The organism is Amycolatopsis sp. (assembly GCF_025464955.1).
Lineage (GTDB): Bacteria > Actinomycetota > Actinomycetes > Mycobacteriales > Pseudonocardiaceae > Amycolatopsis.
On the sequence record NZ_JAODNM010000168.1, the window covers coordinates 29,125 to 49,304 of the forward strand.

Annotated in this window: 21 protein-coding genes; 6 read left to right on the forward strand and 15 right to left on the reverse strand. The window is 66.3% G+C overall.

The genetic code is table 11. The features are described from left to right. Positions 1 to 82: 82 nt before the first annotated feature. The gene (locus JWQ81_RS42560) at positions 83 to 538 is read left to right on the forward strand and encodes a MarR family transcriptional regulator (RefSeq protein ID WP_297551147.1); all 456 of its coding nucleotides are present in this window, start codon (positions 83 to 85) and stop codon (positions 536 to 538) included. Positions 539 to 634: 96 nt separating this feature from the next. On the opposite strand, the gene JWQ81_RS42565 is transcribed toward JWQ81_RS42560, so the two are convergent. Continuing rightward, on the reverse strand, positions 635 to 1,045 hold the full coding sequence (locus JWQ81_RS42565) for an iron chaperone (protein ID WP_297551149.1): 411 nt from the start codon (positions 1,043 to 1,045) through the stop codon (positions 635 to 637). Between the two features lie 172 nt (positions 1,046 to 1,217). On the opposite strand from JWQ81_RS42565, the gene JWQ81_RS42570 reads away from it, so the two are divergent. After that, the gene (locus JWQ81_RS42570; protein ID WP_297551151.1) at positions 1,218 to 2,669 is read left to right on the forward strand and encodes an NAD(P)/FAD-dependent oxidoreductase; all 1,452 of its coding nucleotides are present in this window, start codon (positions 1,218 to 1,220) and stop codon (positions 2,667 to 2,669) included. Positions 2,670 to 3,258: 589 nt separating this feature from the next. Here the strand turns inward: JWQ81_RS42570 and JWQ81_RS42575 are convergent. Further along, positions 3,259 to 3,720, reverse strand: coding sequence for a phage tail protein (locus tag JWQ81_RS42575; protein WP_297551153.1), 462 nt, complete (start codon positions 3,718 to 3,720; stop codon positions 3,259 to 3,261). 60 nt (positions 3,721 to 3,780) lie between these two features. Continuing rightward, positions 3,781 to 3,987: a dihydrofolate reductase family protein gene (locus JWQ81_RS42580; RefSeq protein ID WP_297551155.1), complete on the reverse strand. Its 207-nt coding sequence runs from the start codon at positions 3,985 to 3,987 to the stop codon at positions 3,781 to 3,783. Between the two features lie 214 nt (positions 3,988 to 4,201). Here JWQ81_RS42580 and JWQ81_RS42585 point away from each other — a divergent pair, with 214 nt between their 5' ends. Next, the gene (locus tag JWQ81_RS42585) at positions 4,202 to 4,657 is read left to right on the forward strand and encodes a VOC family protein (RefSeq protein ID WP_297551157.1); all 456 of its coding nucleotides are present in this window, start codon (positions 4,202 to 4,204) and stop codon (positions 4,655 to 4,657) included. Positions 4,658 to 4,836: 179 nt separating this feature from the next. On the opposite strand, the gene JWQ81_RS42590 is transcribed toward JWQ81_RS42585, so the two are convergent. Together JWQ81_RS42590 and JWQ81_RS42595 are read right to left on the reverse strand one after the other, a co-directional pair. Next, on the reverse strand, positions 4,837 to 5,649 hold the full coding sequence (locus JWQ81_RS42590) for a hypothetical protein (RefSeq protein WP_297551159.1): 813 nt from the start codon (positions 5,647 to 5,649) through the stop codon (positions 4,837 to 4,839). A 777-nt stretch (positions 5,650 to 6,426) separates the two neighbouring features. Further along, complete coding sequence (locus tag JWQ81_RS42595) at positions 6,427 to 7,269, reverse strand: hypothetical protein (RefSeq protein WP_297551161.1); 843 nt, start codon at positions 7,267 to 7,269, stop codon at positions 6,427 to 6,429. A gap of 355 nt (positions 7,270 to 7,624) precedes the next feature. Between JWQ81_RS42595 and JWQ81_RS42600 the strand changes: the two genes are divergently transcribed. Then, the gene (locus JWQ81_RS42600) at positions 7,625 to 8,359 is read left to right on the forward strand and encodes an SDR family oxidoreductase (RefSeq protein WP_297551163.1); all 735 of its coding nucleotides are present in this window, start codon (positions 7,625 to 7,627) and stop codon (positions 8,357 to 8,359) included. Positions 8,360 to 8,495: 136 nt separating this feature from the next. Next, positions 8,496 to 8,912, forward strand: a complete 417-nt coding sequence (locus JWQ81_RS42605) for a hypothetical protein (RefSeq protein ID WP_297551165.1) — start codon at positions 8,496 to 8,498, stop codon at positions 8,910 to 8,912. A gap of 60 nt (positions 8,913 to 8,972) precedes the next feature. Here JWQ81_RS42605 and JWQ81_RS42610 read toward each other — a convergent pair whose 3' ends face one another. The 3 genes from JWQ81_RS42610 to JWQ81_RS42620 form a co-directional block, all read right to left on the reverse strand. Further along, positions 8,973 to 9,881 carry a class I SAM-dependent methyltransferase gene (locus JWQ81_RS42610; protein ID WP_297551167.1) on the reverse strand — a complete coding sequence of 303 codons (909 nt, stop codon included), beginning with the start codon at positions 9,879 to 9,881 and terminating at the stop codon, positions 8,973 to 8,975. Positions 9,882 to 9,993: 112 nt separating this feature from the next. Continuing rightward, complete coding sequence (locus tag JWQ81_RS42615) at positions 9,994 to 10,470, reverse strand: VOC family protein (RefSeq protein WP_297551169.1); 477 nt, start codon at positions 10,468 to 10,470, stop codon at positions 9,994 to 9,996. Positions 10,471 to 10,487: 17 nt separating this feature from the next. Then, the gene (locus JWQ81_RS42620; protein ID WP_297551171.1) at positions 10,488 to 11,483 is read right to left on the reverse strand and encodes an AraC family transcriptional regulator; all 996 of its coding nucleotides are present in this window, start codon (positions 11,481 to 11,483) and stop codon (positions 10,488 to 10,490) included. Positions 11,484 to 11,632: 149 nt separating this feature from the next. On the opposite strand from JWQ81_RS42620, the gene JWQ81_RS42625 reads away from it, so the two are divergent. Beyond that, positions 11,633 to 12,679 (forward strand): saccharopine dehydrogenase NADP-binding domain-containing protein, encoded by a 1,047-nt coding sequence (locus JWQ81_RS42625; RefSeq protein ID WP_297551173.1) that lies wholly within the window; start codon positions 11,633 to 11,635, stop codon positions 12,677 to 12,679. Between the two features lie 85 nt (positions 12,680 to 12,764). On the opposite strand, the gene iolD is transcribed toward JWQ81_RS42625, so the two are convergent. The 7 genes from iolD to JWQ81_RS42660 are packed head-to-tail and all read right to left on the reverse strand — an operon-like array spanning position 12,765 to position 20,150. Continuing rightward, entirely contained in the window at positions 12,765 to 14,603 is a 1,839-nt protein-coding gene (gene iolD, locus JWQ81_RS42630; protein WP_297551175.1) for a 3D-(3,5/4)-trihydroxycyclohexane-1,2-dione acylhydrolase (decyclizing), read from the reverse strand. Then, positions 14,600 to 15,490 carry a 5-deoxy-glucuronate isomerase gene (iolB, locus tag JWQ81_RS42635; protein WP_297551177.1) on the reverse strand — a complete coding sequence of 297 codons (891 nt, stop codon included), beginning with the start codon at positions 15,488 to 15,490 and terminating at the stop codon, positions 14,600 to 14,602. The genes iolD and iolB overlap by 4 nt, the downstream gene beginning before the upstream one ends. Continuing rightward, positions 15,487 to 16,380: an aldolase gene (locus JWQ81_RS42640; protein ID WP_297551179.1), complete on the reverse strand. Its 894-nt coding sequence runs from the start codon at positions 16,378 to 16,380 to the stop codon at positions 15,487 to 15,489. The genes iolB and JWQ81_RS42640 overlap by 4 nt, the downstream gene beginning before the upstream one ends. Continuing rightward, positions 16,377 to 17,306, reverse strand: a complete 930-nt coding sequence (iolC, locus tag JWQ81_RS42645) for a 5-dehydro-2-deoxygluconokinase (protein WP_297551181.1) — start codon at positions 17,304 to 17,306, stop codon at positions 16,377 to 16,379. Before iolC ends, JWQ81_RS42640 begins: the two co-directional genes overlap by 4 nt. Further along, a complete protein-coding gene (locus tag JWQ81_RS42650) occupies positions 17,303 to 18,085 on the reverse strand; it encodes an ATP-binding cassette domain-containing protein (protein ID WP_297551183.1) in 783 nt (260 codons plus the stop codon). Before JWQ81_RS42650 ends, iolC begins: the two co-directional genes overlap by 4 nt. Beyond that, a complete protein-coding gene (locus tag JWQ81_RS42655; RefSeq protein WP_297551185.1) occupies positions 18,082 to 19,140 on the reverse strand; it encodes an ABC transporter permease in 1,059 nt (352 codons plus the stop codon). Before JWQ81_RS42655 ends, JWQ81_RS42650 begins: the two co-directional genes overlap by 4 nt. Beyond that, positions 19,137 to 20,150, reverse strand: a complete 1,014-nt coding sequence (locus JWQ81_RS42660; protein ID WP_297551187.1) for a sugar ABC transporter substrate-binding protein — start codon at positions 20,148 to 20,150, stop codon at positions 19,137 to 19,139. Before JWQ81_RS42660 ends, JWQ81_RS42655 begins: the two co-directional genes overlap by 4 nt. Between the last annotated feature and the right edge of the window lie 30 nt (positions 20,151 to 20,180).

A 20,180-nucleotide genomic window follows, 5' to 3' on the forward strand; every position in this document is an offset into this window, starting at 1 on the left:
ACCAGGTAGACAAGTTACTTGTCTAAGTCTAGGTATAGACAAGCGCCTTGTCTATACCTGGCGGCCTCGTATGATCGACCTCATGACGCAGTCCAGTGGCGCCGAGCTCGCGTTGCTCTTGCTCGGCGGGTTTCACTCGATGGTCGATGAGGTGACCGTGGAGCTGACGAAGCGCGGACACGAAGCTGTCCGCCCTGTTCACGAGTTCGCGCTGCGTGCCGTGGACGCGGGGGCGGACACTGCCTCCGAGCTTGGTCGCCGGCTCTCGGTCTCCAAGCAGGCCGCCGCGCAGACCATCGCCGTCCTCGAGCAATTCGGCTACGTCGACCGTGAGGCCGACCCGAGCGACGCTCGCCGCAAGCGAGTGCGCGTGACACCCCGAGGCCGCGAGCTGATGACCATCGGCGAGGCACTGTTCGACGACGTACGCAGCCGCTGGGCAGTCCAAATAGGACCCGAGCAGCTCGAAGCCCTGGAAACACATCTGGCTCAGCTCACCGTGCGCCGCTCGTTCAGCGCCGAGGACCTACAAGACTGAACCGTCTGGCCTGCCGCTCATCGGCATGAGCGAGCGACCAGCGGCACGTCAGTACGTCAGTTGTCCGGTGTCGATGTGCGGTTCGCCGGCGTGGTGTCAGCGCCCGTCGGTGTCGCGTGCGCGACGGACCGCGTCTTCGTGAGCCGGCTGGGCCTGGTGAATACCGGCTTGCCGCAACCGTGTGGCGACCAGTTTCTGTAGGAGTGCACGGGGTAGCGGCTGGTCGGGTGGAAAGTGCAGCGAGCCTTTTGTCATCTCGTAGTCGGCGAGATCCTCGGCGAGCGCCGACAACACCGAACCGCTGTGGGGAAGGTAGCTGAGGTGGTTCTTGAACGCGGCGAACCCCGCGACGACCTCGCCGTGAACCCTGAAGGCGGGCATGCCGTAGGAGATGCATTCCTGGGCTTCGGGCAACACGGCGTGGATGTCCGACCGCAGCTGGTTCAGCGCCCGCCGTTCGGGCTCGGTGAGGTGCGCGAGGTAGGCATCGATATCGGTGGCCGCCATCGGGTCGGCATCTCCTCTCCGAGAGTCCAGCCGGTACCTGTCACGCGTCCGAGGAGGAGAGCGCGACGTGTTCGAGCACATCGTAGGGCGTGTGTCCCTTGCTCGCCCCATCATGCGAACCCTTTCCTGGCTGATGGCCGCCGCAGCAACTGCACGCCGGTACTCTCCGAACATGAATGATCACGATGTGCTCATCATCGGTGCCGGGGCCTCCGGGCTCGGCGCAGCCATCCAGCTGACCCAGACCGGCGTGCGGGACCTGGTCGTTCTCGAGAAAGCACCCGACCTCGGCGGAACGTGGCGGGACAACACCTATCCCGGATGCGCCTGCGACGTCCCCTCGGCCATCTACTCCTACTCGTTCGCACCCAACCCCAGCTGGACCCGGACCTTTGCCCCACAGCCGGAGATCCACAAGTACCTGCACGACACCGCAGCCTCGTTCGGGATTGCCGGGAAGATCCGGTACGGCGTCGAGGTCGTCCGAGCCCAATGGACCGGCACCCGGTGGGAACTCGAGACCACAGCCGGTCCGTACACCGCGAGGATCCTTCTCTCGGCGACCGGGCCGTGGCATCAGCCGAAGATCCCGGACGTGCCCGGTCTCGACGGGTTCCCCGGCGAGACCTTCCACTCCGCGCGCTGGAACCACGACTACGACCTATCCGGCAAACGGATCGCCGTGATCGGCAGCGGAGCGTCGGCAGTGCAGTTCGTGCCTGAGATCGCACCGAAGGTGACGCGGCTGCACCTGTTCCAGCGCACCGCGCAGTGGGTGCTGCCCAAACCTGATCTCCCAGTATCCACGGTGGAACGCCAGCTCCTGCACCATCTACCCGCACTCGGGCAAGCATGGCGAGCAGTGGTCTACGGGGCGACGGAAGCATTCGGCTACGGATTCCGCCACCCCTGGCTGATGCGACAGGTACAGCTGGCCGGGCAAGCGCACCTGCGGCTCACCGTGCGCAACCCCACCCTGCGCCGGGCACTGACCCCTGACCACACACTGGGCTGCAAGCGCTTGCTGATCTCCAACACGTACTACCGCGCGCTCACCGGGCCCACGGTGCAGGTCCACCCCACGGCGGTGCGCGCGGTGGACGGGCAGCGCCTGCTCGGTGCCGACGGTTCGACCGCCGAGGTGGACGCGATCATCTTCGCCACCGGGTTCCACATCCTCGACATGCCAGTGGCGTCGCGGCTCCACGACACCGACGGGCGCAGTCTCGCCCACCACTGGCGCGGCAGCCCGCAGGCCTACCTCGGCACGACCGTCGCCGGCTTCCCCAACCTCTACCTGCTGCTCGGGCCGAACGTCGCCACCGGACACACCTCGGTGCTGATGGTCCTGGAAGCCCAACTACGACATGTCGTCGCCGCGGTCACCCGCACGCTGAGGGAAGGCTGGACGTCCCTGGAAGTACGGCACACCGCGCAGAAGAGGTTCAACGCCCAGGTACAGGCCGCCTTGCCGGGCACGGTGTATCAGGCCGGCGGATGTTCGAGCTACTACCACGACAGCAACGGCCGCAACAGCTTCATCTGGCCGTTCTCCACTGGCCAGCTGCGCAAACAGGTTGGCAGGTTGGACATCGCCGACTACCTCGTGACGAAACCAAGCTGACAGCCGTGCCCAACGTCCGGTGATTGCGACCAAGCTGTCCTTCCCGAAGCCGCGGCCTGGTCTGGTAACGCGTCCTCGGCTCCGTAAGCGCCGCCGGGGGCTGAAAGGCGACTCGTACGATAACGCGTTGGCGGAATCCGTCAACGCGCTCTACAAGAAGGAGGCGGATCGCGCGTCCACTCATTCGGCAGCCCTACTCTGGGTTGATGGCGTCTGTTCAGGTCCGGCGTGCCGGTGTGTGGGAGTCTGAGCTCCTGACGGAGTTGGTCTGCGATTCTGATGCTTATCGTGGCCGGTATGCCTCGGCGCTGATTGGCTATGAGGTCACGGCCGAGTACATCGAGCGGCATCACGATTGCGGTGGCGCGACGTACGACCTCACTTCGGGTCACCAGGCCATCGAGTTCATAGTTGGTCCAGTCGACACGCAGTCCGCGCTCCCGCAACGCGTCAGCGGGCGTCCACCGCCGCCGACCGATCCCGCGGGTGAGACGCTCGTGTTGGGTCGCGAAGCAATGACCGTTCCATCGTCAAGTTCCACCCGCCCCAGTGACCCCAGGTCGGCCGCCCGGCAAAGCCCGGTGCCGGGTCAGTACTCGTTCTTGATGACGAAGTAGGAGCCGCGGATGGTTCCGGCCAGCTTCGACTTCTGCCGAGCGAACTTGAACGAAGCGAGTTCCGCGGGGATTTCCATCCCGTCGGAGAGCTTGAACCCGACCGCCCGTTTCCCGAGTTCGTCGACGGTGTACATCACGTTGATCGACAGACCGTCCTCGTAGAAGACGTAGGCGATCCGAATGTTCTCGACTTGGAATGCGGTCGCCTCGAGCGGGCGAGCGGAGATGACGATGCCGCGTTCTTCCTTGAGGATCCGGTGGACCCAGTCAATGGTCGACATGGCGTTGCTCGCTGGCTCGACCGTGAAAACGTGGTCGTACTTGTTCTTGAAGTACCGGGCCTCGTTCGCCCGCAGACCAGCTAGCGCGGCCGCGGCCGGCGACGACTCCAGGCCGACGGTCGATACGGTGTCGAAGTCCACAGGATGGGGCATGGCGAATTCCTCCGCTTGTGTTCGGTCGGTGGAGTCGGACATCTTCCACCGAGGTCGAACTCAGCGTATGCGCTGGTAACGAAGGTAGACGACCCGGGAGTTCACTGTCCGGGACTCGGTCAGCCGCAGGCCGAGGGGCTTGGCGAGGGGCGGGAAGTACGGGGTCCCGTTGCCGAGGATGATCGCGCAGACGAACTGGCGGTACTCGTCGATCAGGTCCTCGGCGATGGCGTCCGCGGCCAGGGCCGCCCCGTCGATGGACACCACACCCGCACTGCGGTGAAGCCGTCCAGGGACACGCCCATCGAGTAGTTCACCGACAGCATCAGGTGCTTCTCCGCGACTGGGTCGTGCGTTCGAGCAGGTCGAGCGTCGTCGTGGCACGCGCTATTCGGCAGATGCGGGTACCTGCATCGCAGCAATAGAGTGCGCTTATGGGTTTGTACGCGGTACTCGACCATGCGCGCGACATGGAGAAGATGTGAGTGGTGAAGCTCCCTTCCGGGTGGGGTTGCGGGTCGGCGACGTGGTCGCGGCGGCAGCCTTCTACGCAGGTCTCGGCTTCGACCGGGTTGCGGAGCTGCCGGGTCCCGACGGCGGGCCGGTCATGGCAATCCTCCGGCGGGGAGACTTGCAGTTGCTGGTGGACGCGCTGGCGGGCATGCCGTTCGCGGACGACGATCGGGAGCGCCAGATCCAGGCCGGCCCGCGCGGGCTGGGCGTGATCATCGGGATCGAGGTCGACGATGTCGACGTGGCGGCGGGCTATTGCGAGGTGGCCGGGTGCAAGCTGACAGCGGGTTCGCTCGACGCGGCATGGGGAGAGCGCTATGCAGAGTGCGTCGATCCGTATGGGTATGCGTGGAAGCTCTACCGACCGCTGCCCGGCCGGTCTGACGACGGGCTTGGCGCCACGCGTGACTTGTGGTTCGGGTAGCGGTCACCGGCAGGCTCTGGCTGCTGGAACCGCGGATCAAGGCGTCGGAGATCATCGCGCGCTGAGAAAGAGGCGCAAGCCGTGTTGCTGGAACGGGCCGAGGCTGGGCTGGTCCGAGCGGACGGGTGGGGCCGACTACGTAGTCGTCCCCACCCGTCGGTGGTGTGCCTTCCTCGCGGTCAGGCTGAGGTGGCGCACCCGTTCACGGCATTGCTCCACGTCGGCTGGACCGCGAAGCTGCCGGTCGATTCGGAGAGCGCGGTGAGACCCTGCCAGGCGCACAGGTCACCATTTTCCTGACCACCCGAGTCGACCCAGCCATTGCCCGCCAGCGGATCGGTTTCGGCCTCGGCGAATTCGTGACCGCCGACGATACTGAAACCGTCCCGCTGGTCCTGCACCGAGTTGGAGCCACACCCGGAACCGGCGTCGATCACATACGGCATGTTGGTGTAGGCCACGTTGCCGTTCCAGTCATGCCACGCGCAGAAACCTGAATTCGGAAAGCCGTCGGGACTGGTACCCGACGGGCTGACCACGAAAATGTCGGTATCGGCCCCTGAAACACCGAAATGGCCGGCCCCGCGGTTGGCTTCGGCGGAAATGTCCGACTGGGTTGAACTGGACGGCGCGGCCGCGCCATTATCCACCCAACTGCCACCGAACACCGGATTCCCGCTCGAGGCATTGCCGCTGTTGTCGGTGTATTGGGTCATGACGTTGGTCCACCGCTCGGAGCCGGTGCCCAAACCTGAGAAGTAGTCGGTCAGGTACGACTGGACGCTGTTGGCGTCTGAGTCCCACTGGGAACCCCAGAACACCAAGTACACCTTGGTGTTGTGCTCGACTGGGCCACCGCCCCACTGCAGGTTGCTGTTCGGGACCCGCGGTGCGGCATGGGAGCCTGCTCGGTGCATGACGATCTTGTGGTGGGTTACCGGCTGATGGACGGTCGGCGCCGCACCGGCCGTGGCCGGTACGGCGAGCGCCAAGCCGATGACAGCGGCGCATACCGCGGCGCCGAACTGGACATGGCGAAACCTTCGATTCAAGGACATGGTGGATTTCTCCGGTTCTCGGGGGACCTGGTTATGTCAAAAATTACGAGCGGAACGTATCAATCGCTCCCGACTTCGGTTTCGTGCAGGGAGGTTCGCGAAATTTGCCTGTTTGACCATGGGCGCGTAGTTCGCATTCTGCCGCAATGCGGGCACTGGTGAACTATTGCGCTCCGTTCGGGACTAGCGGGCAATCGGATCGGAAATGATCATTGGAGTACTCGCTCACCCGAATGATCTGCACTGCGACTTTTCACAATGTCCTCCAGGTGCGCGACAACGGCCGACCTCAGAAGGATCGGTAACGCGGGCTGAAATAGAAACCTACCATCGTAGGAAATAGTCATAAATTAACCGACAGCTAGCTTGGGATATTCCGGCGAAAGCCGACAAAAGTGGCTCTTCGGTCGTATTTGCAGGTCGTTGCCCCTCCTCACAAGTCGCCGCCGAGTTGCGGTCACGGAGCGAACCACTCGACCACCCGCGGATAGTCGTCCTCGAAGAGGTCCAGACTCGGTCCCTGTTGGCCAGCGATCACTTGTGCCGCCCCAGTTGATCTTCTGAGCGGCCACCGACCGAGCCTGTCTTGTCGCCAAGGCCTAAACGCCGAACATCCGCACATCAGCAGATGCGTCCACTCAACGCGGCATGAGCGGACGTTGACGAACGACAGACATTCCGTCGGACATTGCTGGTAGGCCACCGGTCCGCCTACGCTTCTCGGCGGAACCTGATCAGGTAGCCACCACGCTCGTAGTCCGAATGTGCCTGATAGCCGGCGGACATCAGACTGAACAGCTTGTTCTGGTGCAGGACTTCTTGGACGAGCCGAGGGTCCGCGGAGCAGGCGGCGCCTGCAGCCCCGTCCTCGAACCACAGAGCCTGCACCACAGCGTCCTCGTCCAGGACGAGGTGACAGCCGGAATTCCCGATTGCTGGGCGCATGCTCGGCACCGGCGGGAGATCAACGGGTTCCCCCCGACGTTCCCGCAACGCCCGTAGGTCGGCACGAGCCCAGGCAGCCGCCTCGGGATGTTCACTGTCGGTAGCCCGCTGGTACAGCTCGACGGCGGCGTCCGGGGCGTTCGTCTCCATCAACCGGGCGAGACCGATCATGGCCTTGGGTGCCGAGTCAGGGTCGCCCGAGTCGATCGCGCGCTGGAAGAGTTCGGCCGCGAGCACCAGGTCCAACCGGTGGAGTCGAGCCAGTTCAGCCTGGCTGAGCAAGGCGCTGGGAGCCAGCGCATGACCTGAATCGATCACGTACGTATACGCGTCGGCCGCGTCGCTGTAGCGGCCGTCGGCCGACAGGACCCCAGCGAGCAGGAAGGCGGCCACCGGCGCCCGTTCGGGATGACCAGTGCCCATCGCGGCACGGAACGCAGACATCGCGCCGGCCTTGTCGCCAGCCTTATTGCGGACGATACCGAGCTTGATCCCCGCCTCGGCCACAGCAAGGTGATGGCCGGAATCAATCGCCTTCTGGTACTGGACGGCTGCGCCGTCGAGGTCGCCGCGACGGGCAAGCTCGACGCCGCGTTCGAACATCACCATCGGGTCTGACTCTCGCGTGATCCGCACAACTCATGCTCGCATACCGCCGCGGGACCGACCTGGCTGACGTTCGTGCGGATTCTGCGCAAGCGCCTCGGTTCTGGTTCACATCTTCAGATCGGCAAATGAAGATCGTCCTGAACGTGCGCTCATCGGCATGAGAGTGCGTTTTCGGCAGGAATCGATTTACCCGCGGATGCTGTTCAACGAAAGGTGTTCACACGACGCCACCGGGCCACGAGGTGGTCCCGTCGCCGGGCAACATCGTGGTTCCTGCCCATGGCAATCGACACGTACCGAGAGTGAGCTAATCTGCCTCGCGATCGCCCGGATCCTGCCGTGATGCCCCAACTGCTTGGCCGACAACGAGGACACGGTGCAGCTCGGGCACCGACGGCGCACCGGCGGTCGTGCCATCGGGTCCGGGGTACAACCGGCAGGACAGACCGTGGGGGCCATCGGCGGCGATCGTCGCGGACCAGCCGCCGATATCGATGTCGAGCAAGCCGGGTCCACATGGCGGATATCGCGATCGACCGGTTCGGCAGAGTCGACGTGGTGTTTCTCAATGCCGGCATCGTCGACGATCGGCACCAACGTCTACGGCCTGCTCAACGGCATCAAGGTCTTCCTGCCGATCCTGATGAACCAGGCCGAGGGCGGCAGCCTGCTGGCGACGAGTTCGGCGGCTGGCGTGCACGGCACGTCGTACCACACAGCCGAGTACGCGGCGACCAAGAACGCGCAGCTCACGATCATGGAGTGCCAGTACGGTCAGCTCAGGGACGCCGGGTCGGACATCCATGTCGGAATGGTGCTGCCGCCGCTGGTGAGAACGAATCTCGCAGGCGATGACCCGTCGATCTTGGCGCAGGTCGGGCCGGCGTCGATCGTGGAGCCTGCGGAGTTCGCCGAGGTGGTCGTCGAAGGTCTACTCGACCGCTCGTTCTGGATCGAGACGACGGAGGAACAGAGCCATCGCCTCTACGGCGGGCGCAGCGCCGACAACGTGAAGCGCAACGCGAAGCGCGTGCAGACCAAAGCAGACGCGATGATCAACCATGAGCCGCCCGACCAGTACCTGTGGTGAGAGCCGGGCTCCGTCCGGTCCCCCTCGCGGGCCGAGCACACCGGCGTTGAGCTGCGACAAGGACCGCGTGATGACACGGCGAGGACCACCACCGGCACGGTTGCCCTCCCATGCACAACCGACTGGAGGAGTGGGGATGCACAAACTCATCGCAAGGGTGTTGGTCATCGCGGCGGCGGCGAGCGGATTGGCGGTGACGACGGCGTTACCGGCCGGCGCGTCTCCGTGTGGCGCCGACCACCTGTACTGGTGCAGCGGGAAGCTGCCCGTCAGGCAGTTCCCGGCGGCGTGGATCTCGTTGGAGACGGTCCTCGGGTCGGACCACCACGAATCCGCGCGCGGCCGCGCGCACATCCCGGAGAACCGCTACGTGTACCTGGACGTCACCGACCCGGACGGCACCTACCACGGGTGGGTCAACAAGATAAAGGGGAACGGGACCGGCAGCTTCACCTTCGACGTGGTCACCAAGTACGTCTTCGACGGTCCCAACTACAAGGTGCGTGCGTGCACCGACACCGCCGGGGTCTTCACCTGCACCGGCTGGCACTGATCGCCGGCTGTTCCGTGGCCTCCCGGCCCCGGAACAGCCAGCCCGGCGGAAGTGACGGGCCTACGGCTGGGGCGGTTGGCCGGCGTTGGATCGCGCGCCGTCGCGTGGGCGCGTGCCGCTCGCGTCCTGCTTTGTTCCCACGATGCACCTTGCGACGCCCGGAACCCGGACCTTGCCGTTCTTCTCGAAGTTGATCACGTTCGCGATGGCGTGTGCCCGAATCCGCTGCCGCCCCGGTTCGTCGACCTGCTGAAGCGCCGCGACTGCCAGCGAGACGTGCTCGCTGATCATCTCCCAATACTGCTCGGGCGATCTCGTCATGAGTTCGACGTGGACGTCCCACTCGGCGGTGTCGTGCAGCCCCGCGTCCTCGTAGAGGGCACTGACATATCCCGGGGCAGCGCACCGAAACATGTTCGGTGTGTCCGGGGCGGGTGGCACCACCACCGCCTCGGTCGCGATTGCCTGCATAGCGATCGTCGTCCACGGGTTTTCCTCGGGCTTGACCCAGACCGACGAGCAGAGGCGTCCGCCCGGCTTGAGCACGCGTGCGAACTCGGCCGTCGCCTTGGCCACGTCGGGGAAGAACATGTACCCAAAACGCACGGAGACGCTATCGAAGGTGGCGTCGTTGAAGGGCAAATCATCGGCGCTGCACACCGTCGTCTCGATGTTGGCGACCCCATGCGCCCTGGCTCGTCGCGCGGCTATCTCCAGCATCTCCGCTACGAGGTCGGTCAGCACGACACGCCCCTTCGGCAACAGTCTCGCGATGCTCAACCCCGGCTCACCCGTGCCCGAAGCAATGTCGAGATGCTGATGATCTTCGACGATGTCGAGACCCTCGATAATCGCCGCACCGACCGGTCCCAGCTGATCCATGATCACCGAGTCCCACTTCTCCCAGCCCGCCGCGAGCCCCGCCCACGTCGCACGCTGACTGTCTCGGATCTCATCGGGGCTCGGCATCGGCTCTCCCTCTGTCGACGCGTCGGCCGAACACTGAAAGGCGCTACTCGTGGGAGCACATAATGCCCGTCCGCGAGAGGTTATGCACGGCGCTGGGCCGTTCAGTGACCGGTCACTTGATCTGCTCGGCCAGCGCGACGATGATGCCTGCGGGGCCGCGGAGATAGCAGAGCCGGTAGCTGTTCTCGTACCGCACCAGCTCGCCGAGGAGTTCGGCTCCGTGTGGCCGCAAGCGGTCGAGGATGTCGTCGATGTCTTCGACGGCGAACATGATGCGATGCATGCCCAGCGTGTTCGCCGGAGCGCTCGGGTCACCGTCTCGGCTCGACGGCGTGTGGTACTTGGTCAGCTCGAGCCGTCCGTGGCCGTCTGGGGTGCGCATCATCGCGATGTCCGATCGGACTCCCTCGAGCCCAACGAGGCGATCCACCGCGCTGCCCTCGACTGTCGCCTCGCCCTCCAGCTCCAGACCGAGTTCGACAAAAAACGTGATAGCGGCCGCGAGGTCGTCGACGACGATGGCGACGTTGTCCATCCGCTGGATCGTCCCGCGCCCAGAGTGAGGGCCCCGATGGTCGGCGTCGTCCATGATGATCTCCTTTCGGATCAGTGTTGTCCGGCGTTCGGCGGCGCGGGTTCGTGTTCGATTACCGACGGCTCGGGGTCATGTGCCCCCAGTGCTGCTGTCCGGCTATTTCTGCGGAATTGTCCGGGTGCGCAGCCGAATTCGTGTTTGAAGGCATGCGCGAAGGCGAACTCGGAGGTGTAGCCGACCTGTCGGGCGACTGTGGCCAGCGGTGTGTTGTCGTCACGCAGGTGTCGGGCGGCGAGGGTCATGCGCCACCAGGTCAGGTAGGTGACGGGTGGTTGGCCGATCAGCGTGGTGAAGCGGCGTGCGAAGGTCGCCCTCGAGAGTCCGGCCTGGTTGGCGAGTTCGGCGACTGTCCAACCGTGGCCGGGTTCGCTGTGGATGGCACGGAGGGCCACGGTGACAGCCGGGTCGTGCAGGGCAACTGCCCAACCGGCGGTGCGGTCGTCGGCCTGCTCGTCGAACCAGACTCGCAGAATATGCAGCAACAGGGCGTCCAGCAGAGCACGCAGCATGGCATCACTGCCCGGCCTGTCACGGTGGAGTTCGCCGTCGAGAAGGTCGATGACCGTTCCCAGCATCGTGTGGCGTGTGGTCGGCGCGGGGATGTGGATGACGCCGGGCAGATTCTCGAGCATGGGATGCGCGCGGGTTCGGTCCAGCAGGTACGCGCCGCACAGCATGACGATGTCGGAGGCTGGGTGGGGCGCAGGAGTCGGCGGTTTCTCGGGTTGGATCGTGCGCAGCGAGATCTGGCTGTCGACGAGCGGACCGTTCTCACTGTCGGCCAGGCCGTGGGCGCAACCGCGGGGAAGGAAGGCTATGTCTCCGGGTCGCAGCGCGATCGGCGTGCCGGTGGGCGGGAACAACCAGCACGTCCCTTGGAGCACGATGTGGAATCCGGCGGCGCCGGCAGCGGGAAACCGCCGGCCGAATGGAGCGCGGTGGCTGACCCGCGCCGAATGAGGTTTGCCGATACGCATCGCCGTGACCACGTCGGATAGTACGTCCACGTCATCAAGGATACCGCTTGACAACACCGGCGAGACGCCTGCGCATGAAATCGAGATCATGAGGTATGGAAAGTCTCGGCGTTGTGCTTTTAGATTCGTGGTGTCGCGCATCCCCCGAGGGCGCGCTGTCTCGAATCAGGAGTTGAAAGATGCTGATCACCGTCTTCGGCGCGAACGGCTACCAAGCGAAACTTGTTCTGGGCGAGTTGTCGCGTCATGACGTGGATCTGCGGCTGGTCGGCCGCAACGCGGAACGAGTGGACGCCGCGGCGGCGGCAGTGGGGATTGTGGGCGCCGATCGCCGAGTGGCCACAGCCGAGGACCACACTGCGCTGGTTGCGGCCTTGGCGGGCAGCGATGTGGTCATCAACTGCGCGGGTCCGTTCACTGGCTCTGGCGAGGCGGTAGTGCGTGCCGCGATCGATGTCGGCGCCCACTACCTCGACACCTCGGGCGAACAGCTGTATCTCAAATCGATCTTCGATACGTTTGCCGGCGCCGCCGAGCATGCGGGGGTGACAGTGCTGCCCTCGGCCAACGACGGCTGTGTGCCCACCGACTTGCTGGCCCAGCTACTTGCCGAGCAGGCAGGTCCGTTCGCGGAGATCACGATCAGCCACGTCATCACCGGTGGGGGTGGACCCTCCCGCGGGTCGCTGCGCTCTGTTCTGGCGACCATCGATGCGATGAGCATGGGAGGGCTCGCCTACGACAACGGACACTGGCGCACCGGCCTTCCGGCGCGGCGCTCAACGGTCACACTGCCCGACGGCCGGTCGGTCGACGTGGCGGGACTGCCTCTGTGCGAAGTCATCACAATCCCGCGACACGTGCAGGTCGGTTACGTGGAGGGCGTCGTCGAGGCAAGTCTGAAGGCTGCGCTCGGCAGGCCTATTCCGACGGAGTTGATCCAGAACCTCCCGGAGGGCCCCACCGAGCTGGACCGCAACCGCCAGCGGTTCACCTATGTGCTCGACGCGGTGGATCCGGAGGGCAAACCGACGCGCGGGGTGATCCAGGGAACAGATACCTACGGCACGACCGCTGTTGTCGCGGTCGAAGCGGCGCGCCGGCTCGCCGCAGGAGAGTCCAAACCCGGAGTGCTCGCCCCCGCTCAAGCCTTCGATGCCACCGGCTTCCTCGAAGCGCTGTCCCACCATGGCTTGAGCTGGACCATCGACACAGACATGGCTTGAGGCTCAGGCGTCGGAGCGCATACGCCTACCGTAAGTCGCCGCGTCGGGAGCGATCCCGAACCATCAGCCGAGCCAGGTCGTCAGGTCAAGGCCGGAGGTAGCGAACCTGGTTTGGTTTGACGCGGTCGTAGTCGGCTCGGCCGGAGGCGTAGGCGGGGACGCCGACTTCCCACCAGGCACCGGCTTCGGTCCACGAGTTCGGTTGGGTGCGGACGACGACGACCGCTGGGCGGTGTTCGGACGACGCCGCTTCGCGGGCCTTTTCATACGCGCCGCGGACGTCGTCGAGGCTCTCGGCGGTGAAGGTCGCGCAGCCCAATGCTTCTGCGTGGGCGGCGAAGTCGACGCGTGGGGGTTGGGCGTGTCCGCTGCGGCAGTCCTCGTAGAAGTTGTTGAACGGCTTGCCGCCTTGACCTTGTTGCAGTCGCGCGATCACGGCATAGCCATCGTTGTCGCACACCACGGCGACAAAGCCGTGCCCGGCGAAGGCAGCCGAGAACAGTTCCGAGTTCAGCATCAGGTACGAGCCGTCGCCGAGCATCGTCGTGACGAGTCCGGCGGTGTGTGCCATCGCGGCTCCCCAAGCGCCCGCGAGTTCGTAGCCCATACAGGAGAAGCCGTACTCGACGTCCATTGTGGAGGTTCCGGTGGCACGCCAGCCGCCGATGAGTTCGCCGGGCATTCCGCCGGACGCGGTCATCACGTAGTCGTCCGGAGTGGACAGTTCGTTGACCACGCCGACGATCTGGGCGTAGGTCGGGACTTCGCCGGTCGGGGCGCGCAGGGTGTCGATGTGCGCGTCCCACTTGCCGCGCTCGGTCGCCGCCCGCGAGGCCCATTCGAAGTCGACGGCCCAGCTTTCCAGTTGCGCGGACAGATCCGCGAGACCCGCGTCGGCGTCGCCGACAACCGCATGAGCGCCGTGCTTCACGGCGTCGAACCGGGCGGCGTTCAGGGTCACCAGGCGGACTTCGGGGGAGAAGACCGTCCAAGACGCGGTGGTGAAGTCCTGCAGCCTGGTTCCGACCGCCAGGACGACGTCCGCCTCCGCCGCGAGCACGTTCGCCGACGTCGAGCCGGTGACGCCCAGTGGACCGGCGTGTAGCGGATGGTCATGTGCGACGAGAGTGCGTCCGGCGGTCGTCTCGACGATCGGGATTCCGTGTCGTTCGGCGAAGTTCAGCGCCCGCTTTCCGGCGCCCGAATAGCGGACACCGCCGCCGAGCACCAGCAGCGGCCGCTTCGACGCGCGCAGGATGCTTGCGGCCTCGGTGAGCGACCGCTTGTCCGGTCGGGTCCGAAGTAGACGATGGGTGACCGGCGTGAAAAGCGACTCGGGGAAGTCGTACGTTTCGACCTGTACATCCTGCGGAAGCGCGAGTGTCACCGGCCCTGCTTCGGCAGGGTCGGTCAGCACCCGCGCGACCTGGGGCAGGGTCGCGAGTAGCTGTTCGGGGCGGGTGATCCGATCGAAATACCGGCTCACCGCGCGGAAGGCGTCGTTGACCGTGGCCGTCGCGTCGCCGAAACTTTCCACCTGCTGCAGCACTGGATCGGGCGCGCGGCTGGTGAACGTGTCGCCGGGCAGGAGCAGGACCGGCAGCCGGTTCGCGTGTGCGACGCCGGCCGCGGTCACCATGTTCAACGCGCCGGGGCCGATCGACGACGTGACCACGCCGACCTGGCGACGGTCCGTGGCCTTGGCATAACCCACGGCGGCGAGGGCCATGCCCTGTTCTGTGTGTCCGCGCCAGACAGGAAGCTCGTCGCGGTACTCCTCCAACGCCGTGCCAAGGCCGAGGACGTTGCCGTGCCCGAAGATCGCGAACACTCCGGGGAACAGCGGGACCTCGCGGCCGTCAAGGGTTTCCGATCGCTGCGCGAGCAGCCAGCGGACCAGTGCCTGCGCGGTGGTGAGCTTCATCGGACCCTGCCTTCGGCACTCGTCACCGGGCACCGCGGATCGGTGTCCTGGTCGTTCCAGGTGTCGCGGACCCAGCCGTGCGCGGGGTCGTCGCAGAACGCCATGGACCGCTCGTCGGCCGGCCCGGCCAGCACGTTCAGGTAGTACATCGGGTAGCCGGGCGCGGCGACACAGGGCCCGTGGTACCCCCGCGGAATCAGGAAGACGTCCCCGTCGCGGACCGCGACATCCTCGTCGAGTTCACCGTCCGATGTGTACGTCCGATGCAGACCGAAGCCTTCGCGCGACGGTGTCACGCCGTCACGGCCGGCGATCCGGAAGTAGTAGATCTCCTCGTTCACGACCTCGCACTCAGTCGCCACGTCGTGCTTGTGCGGCGGGTAAGAAGACCAGTTGCCGCCGGGCGTGATCAACTCGCAGGCGTTCAGCTTGTCCGCGTGGTCCCACACTCCGGGCGTGCCGAAATTCGTCACCTGCCGGGTCGCCTGGCCGGCCCCGCGCACCTCGACCGGGACCTTCTCAGCCGGTCCGTACCGCGGCTCGAGCCGACGTCCGCACCTCGCCATGGGCAGAGCGAGTTCGCAGCCATCCACACTGGAAAGCTCGACTTCCGCGTCACGCGGCACGTAAGCGAAGTCGGTCACCCTGGTGAATACGGACTCCCGCCCCGTGAGTTCGAACACGAGTCCGGCTACGCGGACCGTGCACCCGCCGGTCAACGGCAGGACGAACGCTTCGAACACTCCCGTGTGGACAACGCGCACCTCGCCCGGTGCAAGCGTGAGTACGCGCAACCCGGTGAGGTTCCAGCCAGCCGACTCCGGGGAAAGCAGGACCGGGTCGTTCCCGTCCGTGAGGGTCCCGAGTGGACGGTGCAACCGGCTCATTTCGCGGCCTCCAAGACCTTCGCGGCGGCATCGACAGCGGCGCTGACATCGCCGTCAGGCGGGTACAGCAGGGCGCGGCCGACCACCAGCCCGCGCACCGCGTCGTGGTGCAGGGTGCGACCCCAGGACGCGAGGTCCGCGGCCGGGTCGTCGGACGGGACACCACCGAGCACGACGACCGGCAGCGTGGTCGCGTCCAACGCGGCCGCGTCGTCCGGTGAGGGCAGCTTCAGCCAGGTGTACGCGGACGTCACGCCGATGCCCGAGGCTACGGTGACAGCGCGAGCGAGCGAAGCGGAGTCCTTGTGCAGAATCAGTTTTCCCGACGCGTCGCGAACGTAGGGCAGTGGCTCGATCATCGCGATCAGCCGGTGTGAAGCAAGTTCCGACACTGCTTCAGCGCACGCCTGCAACGTCGGCACGGTTCCGGGGTCGGCATCGACCAGCCGCAGCAGCATCTTCCCGCCGTCGAGACCGAAGTCCGCGATGGACTGCGCGTCGTAGCCGGTGAACCGGTCGTCGATCTCCCAGTCCGCCCCCGCCAGGCCGCCGCGGTTCATCGAGCCGATGACGATCTTGTCGTCGAGCGCGCCGAGCAGCAGGAGCTCCTCGACGACGTCCGGTGTCCCGAGTAGACCGTCGACTGCCGGGTTCTCCAACGCCACCAGGAGTCGCTCGAGCAGAGAACGCCGATCAGCCATGGCCATCGGGTCCCCGCCGACCCCGAGCGCGCCCCTCGCCGGGTGGTCGGCCGCGACCAGGAACAGCGTCCCGTTGCCGGAAAGCAGCCGGGGACGGCGCTTCCGCGTGTCGTATGCCCGCTTGACCGCACCGGGATCGTTCGCCCTGGTGCGCAGCAGCGCCCGCCAGCGTTCGTCGGTCAGGATCAAAGCAGCTCCTCGATCTCTTCGGGAAAGGGCATCGCGTCGGCGCAGGCGAGCCGCGACGCGACAAGTGCCCCGGCGACGTTGGCGTACCTGGCGATCCGGACCGGGTCCCAGCCGGACAGCAGCCCGTGGATCAGCGCACCGCCGAACCCGTCACCCGCACCGAGTCCACAGACGACTTCGACGGGCGTGGGTTGTACCGTCCAGGATCCCTCGGGCGTCGCGACGAGGACACCGTCGGCGCCCTTCTTGATGACCGCCAGCTTGACCCCGCGGGCGAGCATCCGCCGCGCGGCCTCGTCCGGATCGGCAGTGCCGACGGCGACCTCGACCTCGGCGCGGTTGCCGACCGCGACCGTGACGTGGTCGAGCATCCAGCCGATCTCGGCCCGTGCGGTGTCCACATCGGGCCAGAACATCGGCCGGTAGTCCAGGTCCAGCACGGTGTGCTCGCGCCCAGCCCGATGCTCCAGCATCTTGCGCTGCGTGCTCCGCGCCGGTTCCGTCGAAACGCCGGTGCCGGTGACCCACAACAGCGGGACGCTTTCGACGAGGTCCCACGGCACGTCCGACTCGGTGAGCGTGAGATCCGGCGCGATGGGCGACCGGTAGAACAGCAGCGGCGGATCGGCGGGCGGGTCGAGCGCGCAGAACACCACGGGCGTCTGGAGATCCTCGGCCGTGCCGACGTGGTCCGGCGACACTCCGAACCCGGTCAGCGCGTCCCGCACGTAGTCGCCGAAGCCGTCCGGACCGACCTTGGTCAGCACCGCGGTCCGGCGGCCGAGCCGCGCGGCGGCGACGGCGACGTTGGTCGCCGTCCCGCCGAGCGATTTGGCGAACGTTTCGACCCGGGCCAGCGGAACCCCGCTCTGCTCGGGGTACAGGTCCACGCCGACCCTGCCGACCGTCAGTGCTTCCAGACTCATGGAGCCTCCGCCGCCCGCAGTTCGTGTTCCAGCGCCTCGAGTTCGGCACCGCCGGCCATCTGCCTGGTCAGCTCGTTGATGTCGATCTCCGACTTCTCGTAGCTACCCAGTGCCGTGCCGCGCTTGAGCAGCAGGAAGCGATCGGCCACGGGAAAGGCGTGGTGCGGGTTGTGGGTGATCAGCACGACGCCGAGCCCCCGATCCCGCGCCTGCGCGACATATTTGAGCACGACGCCCGCCTGCTTGACGCCCAGTGCGGCGGTCGGCTCGTCGAGGATGAGCACCTTCGCTCCGAAGTGGACGGCGCGCGCGATGGCGACGCACTGGCGCTCGCCACCGGACAACGTGCCGACCGGCTGCTCGACGTCACGCAAGTCGATGCCCATTTCGGACAGTGCCTGCTTGGTCGTCGCGCGGCCCTTCTTCCGGTCCAGGACGCGGAATGGCCCGAAGTTCGTCGTCGGCTCGGAGCCGAGGAAGAAGTTGCGCCAGACGCTCATCAGCGGGACGACGGCCAGATCCTGGTACACCGTCGCGATGCCTCGGTCGAGCGCCTCGCGCGGGGATCCGAAGTGGACCGATTCGCCCTCGACCTTGAACTCGCCGGTGTCGTGTTGATGCACGCCGGCCAGGATCTTGATCAGCGTCGACTTGCCGGCGCCGTTGTCGCCGAGGACGCAGGTGACCTGGCCCGCGTTGACCACTGTGGACACATCACGCAGCGCGATCACGTTGCCGTAGGTCTTGCCGATCCCGGTGACCTCGATCAGGGGACTCATCGCCGCACCTTTTCCGCTCGACGCCGGAAGGCGTTGTTGACCAGCACCGCCGCGAGCAGCATCACCCCGAGGAACAGCATGAACCAGTCGCTGTCCCAGCGGGCGAAGACGATGCCTTGGCGGGCCATGCCGAAGATCAGCGCACCGATCGCGGCACCCACGGCCGAGCCGAAGCCGCCGGTCAGCAGGCAGCCGCCGATGACGGCCGCGATGATGTACTGGAACTCCAGCCCGATGCCCTGGTTGGCCTGGACGGTGGCGAACCGCAGGATGTTGATCGAGCCGACCAGCCAGGCCGCGGCGGCCGTGGTCATGAACAGCAGGATCTTCGTGCGCACCACGGGAACGCCGACCGCGCGGGAGCTGACGGCCGAGCCGCCGACCGCGAAGATCCAGTTCCCGAACTTCGTCCGCAGCAGGACCCACGCCCCGACCGCGGCCACGGCGATCCACCAGAGGATCGACACCTGGAACTGCGTGCCGCCGATGTCGATAGTGGACGCGAAGAGCGAACCCGCCGAGGCGTAACCACTTGTGCTGCGCATGCCCGAGACCTGCACGGTCCCGGTGACCAGCTTGGTCACGCCGAGGTTGATGCCTTGCAACGCAAGGAACGTGCCGAGCGTGACGATGAAGCTCGGCAGCCCGGTGCGCATCACCAGCCAGCCGTTGAACGCGCCGACGGCGAGGGCAAAGGCCAGCGACACGAGCAGCGCGAGCCAGACGTTCCAGCCCAGTTGCGTCGCCAGGATCGCGGTGACCAGCGACGTCGACGCCGTCATCACCCCGGCGGAGAGGTCGAACTCGCCGCCGATCATCAGCAGCGACACCGCGATGGCCGGGATGCCCAGCGTCGAAGCGTCGTCGAGCCAGTTCGCCGCGCCGCCGGCGCTGAAGAACTGACCGGCGACGATCGAGAAGAACACGAAGACCAGTACCGCGCCGAGGGCCGCGCCGATCTCCGGCCGCACGATCAACCGGCTCGTCAGCCCCGGTTTCGCCACCCGTTCGTCCACTGTGTCCGAAGGCGGGGACGCCGGTGTATCGACGGTCATCGAGTACCCCTTGCCACGTAGGCGCCGATCTTGTCCACGTTGGACTTGTCGACGAAGTTCGGCCCGGTGAGGATCGGCTTACCGGCGCCGATGATGTTCGCGTTGTCGTGGTAGAGCTTCAGCATCGTCACCGGCAGGTAGCCCTGCTCGTACTGCTGCTGGTCGACGGCGAACTGCACGTCGCCCGACTTGATCGCGGTGACGACGTCGGAGTTGAGGTCGAAGGTGCCGACCTGGGCCTTCGAGCCCGCGGACTTGACCGCGCTGACGGCCAGCGCCGCGACCTGGGAGTTCAGCGTCAGCACCGCGTCGATCGACGGGTCGGCCTGGACCGCGCCCTTGATGCGGGACTCGGTGTCGGTCGGGTTGGTGATGTCGACCTGCAGTGTCTGCACGTTGCCGGCGAAGCCCTGCTTGGCACCGTCACAGCGCTGGGCCTGGCCGACGTTGCCGGCCTCGTGGATGACACACAGGAGCTTGGTCTTGCCGAGCGCCTTGAACTTCGCGCCCGCCTGCTGGCCGGCGATGCTCTCGTTCTGGCCGACGTGCGCGAGTGCGCCGTACGCCGCGCTCTGGTCTTCACCGGAGTTGATGGTGATCACCGGAATGCCGGCCGCGACGGCCTTCTGGATCGACGGCTTGAGCGCCTCCGGGTTGGCCATGGAGATGACCAGGCCCCCGACCTTCTGAGCGACGGCGTTGTCGATCAGCTTGGCCTGGTTTCCGGGGTCGCCGTCGGAGTTGTAGTCGACCTTGACGCCCAGCTGCTTCCCGGCGGCCTCGGCGCCGTTCTTGACGACGTTCCAGAAGGCGTCACCGGCGGTGCCGTGGGTGATGACCGCGAGGGTCAGCTGACCGGACGATGCGGGCTGATCCGACGGTGCGTTGGTGGGTGCTTGGGTGGCGGTGGGACCGGTGCAGGCAGTGAGCAGGAGCGCACCGGCAGCGGCCAGCAGGCCGAGTCGGAACCTGCGTTTGACCGGGGAACTGGGGGATGGGGCAGACTTCATTGTCTTCTCCTGTGTTGGGCGGGACACGGG

What these genes read in the sequence shown, in the direction of transcription:
- JWQ81_RS42650 (WP_297551183.1), bottom strand. Translation starts at nt 18,085, where the DNA reads ATGAGTCCCCTGATCGAGGTCACCGGGATCGGCAAGACCTACGGCAAC.
- JWQ81_RS42610 (WP_297551167.1), bottom strand. Translation starts at nt 9,881, where the DNA reads ATGCCGAGCCCCGATGAGATCCGAGACAGTCAGCGTGCGACGTGGGCG.
- JWQ81_RS42625 (WP_297551173.1), top strand. Translation starts at nt 11,633, where the DNA reads ATGCTGATCACCGTCTTCGGCGCGAACGGCTACCAAGCGAAACTTGTT.
- JWQ81_RS42655 (WP_297551185.1), bottom strand. Translation starts at nt 19,140, where the DNA reads ATGACCGTCGATACACCGGCGTCCCCGCCTTCGGACACAGTGGACGAA.
- iolD (WP_297551175.1), bottom strand. Translation starts at nt 14,603, where the DNA reads ATGAAGCTCACCACCGCGCAGGCACTGGTCCGCTGGCTGCTCGCGCAG.
- JWQ81_RS42615 (WP_297551169.1), bottom strand. Translation starts at nt 10,470, where the DNA reads ATGGACGACGCCGACCATCGGGGCCCTCACTCTGGGCGCGGGACGATC.
- JWQ81_RS42595 (WP_297551161.1), bottom strand. Translation starts at nt 7,269, where the DNA reads ATGGTGATGTTCGAACGCGGCGTCGAGCTTGCCCGTCGCGGCGACCTC.
- JWQ81_RS42660 (WP_297551187.1), bottom strand. Translation starts at nt 20,150, where the DNA reads ATGAAGTCTGCCCCATCCCCCAGTTCCCCGGTCAAACGCAGGTTCCGA.
- iolB (WP_297551177.1), bottom strand. Translation starts at nt 15,490, where the DNA reads ATGAGCCGGTTGCACCGTCCACTCGGGACCCTCACGGACGGGAACGAC.
- JWQ81_RS42560 (WP_297551147.1), top strand. Translation starts at nt 83, where the DNA reads ATGACGCAGTCCAGTGGCGCCGAGCTCGCGTTGCTCTTGCTCGGCGGG.
- JWQ81_RS42575 (WP_297551153.1), bottom strand. Translation starts at nt 3,720, where the DNA reads ATGCCCCATCCTGTGGACTTCGACACCGTATCGACCGTCGGCCTGGAG.
- JWQ81_RS42570 (WP_297551151.1), top strand. Translation starts at nt 1,218, where the DNA reads ATGAATGATCACGATGTGCTCATCATCGGTGCCGGGGCCTCCGGGCTC.
- JWQ81_RS42605 (WP_297551165.1), top strand. Translation starts at nt 8,496, where the DNA reads ATGCACAAACTCATCGCAAGGGTGTTGGTCATCGCGGCGGCGGCGAGC.
- iolC (WP_297551181.1), bottom strand. Translation starts at nt 17,306, where the DNA reads ATGAGTCTGGAAGCACTGACGGTCGGCAGGGTCGGCGTGGACCTGTAC.
- JWQ81_RS42565 (WP_297551149.1), bottom strand. Translation starts at nt 1,045, where the DNA reads ATGGCGGCCACCGATATCGATGCCTACCTCGCGCACCTCACCGAGCCC.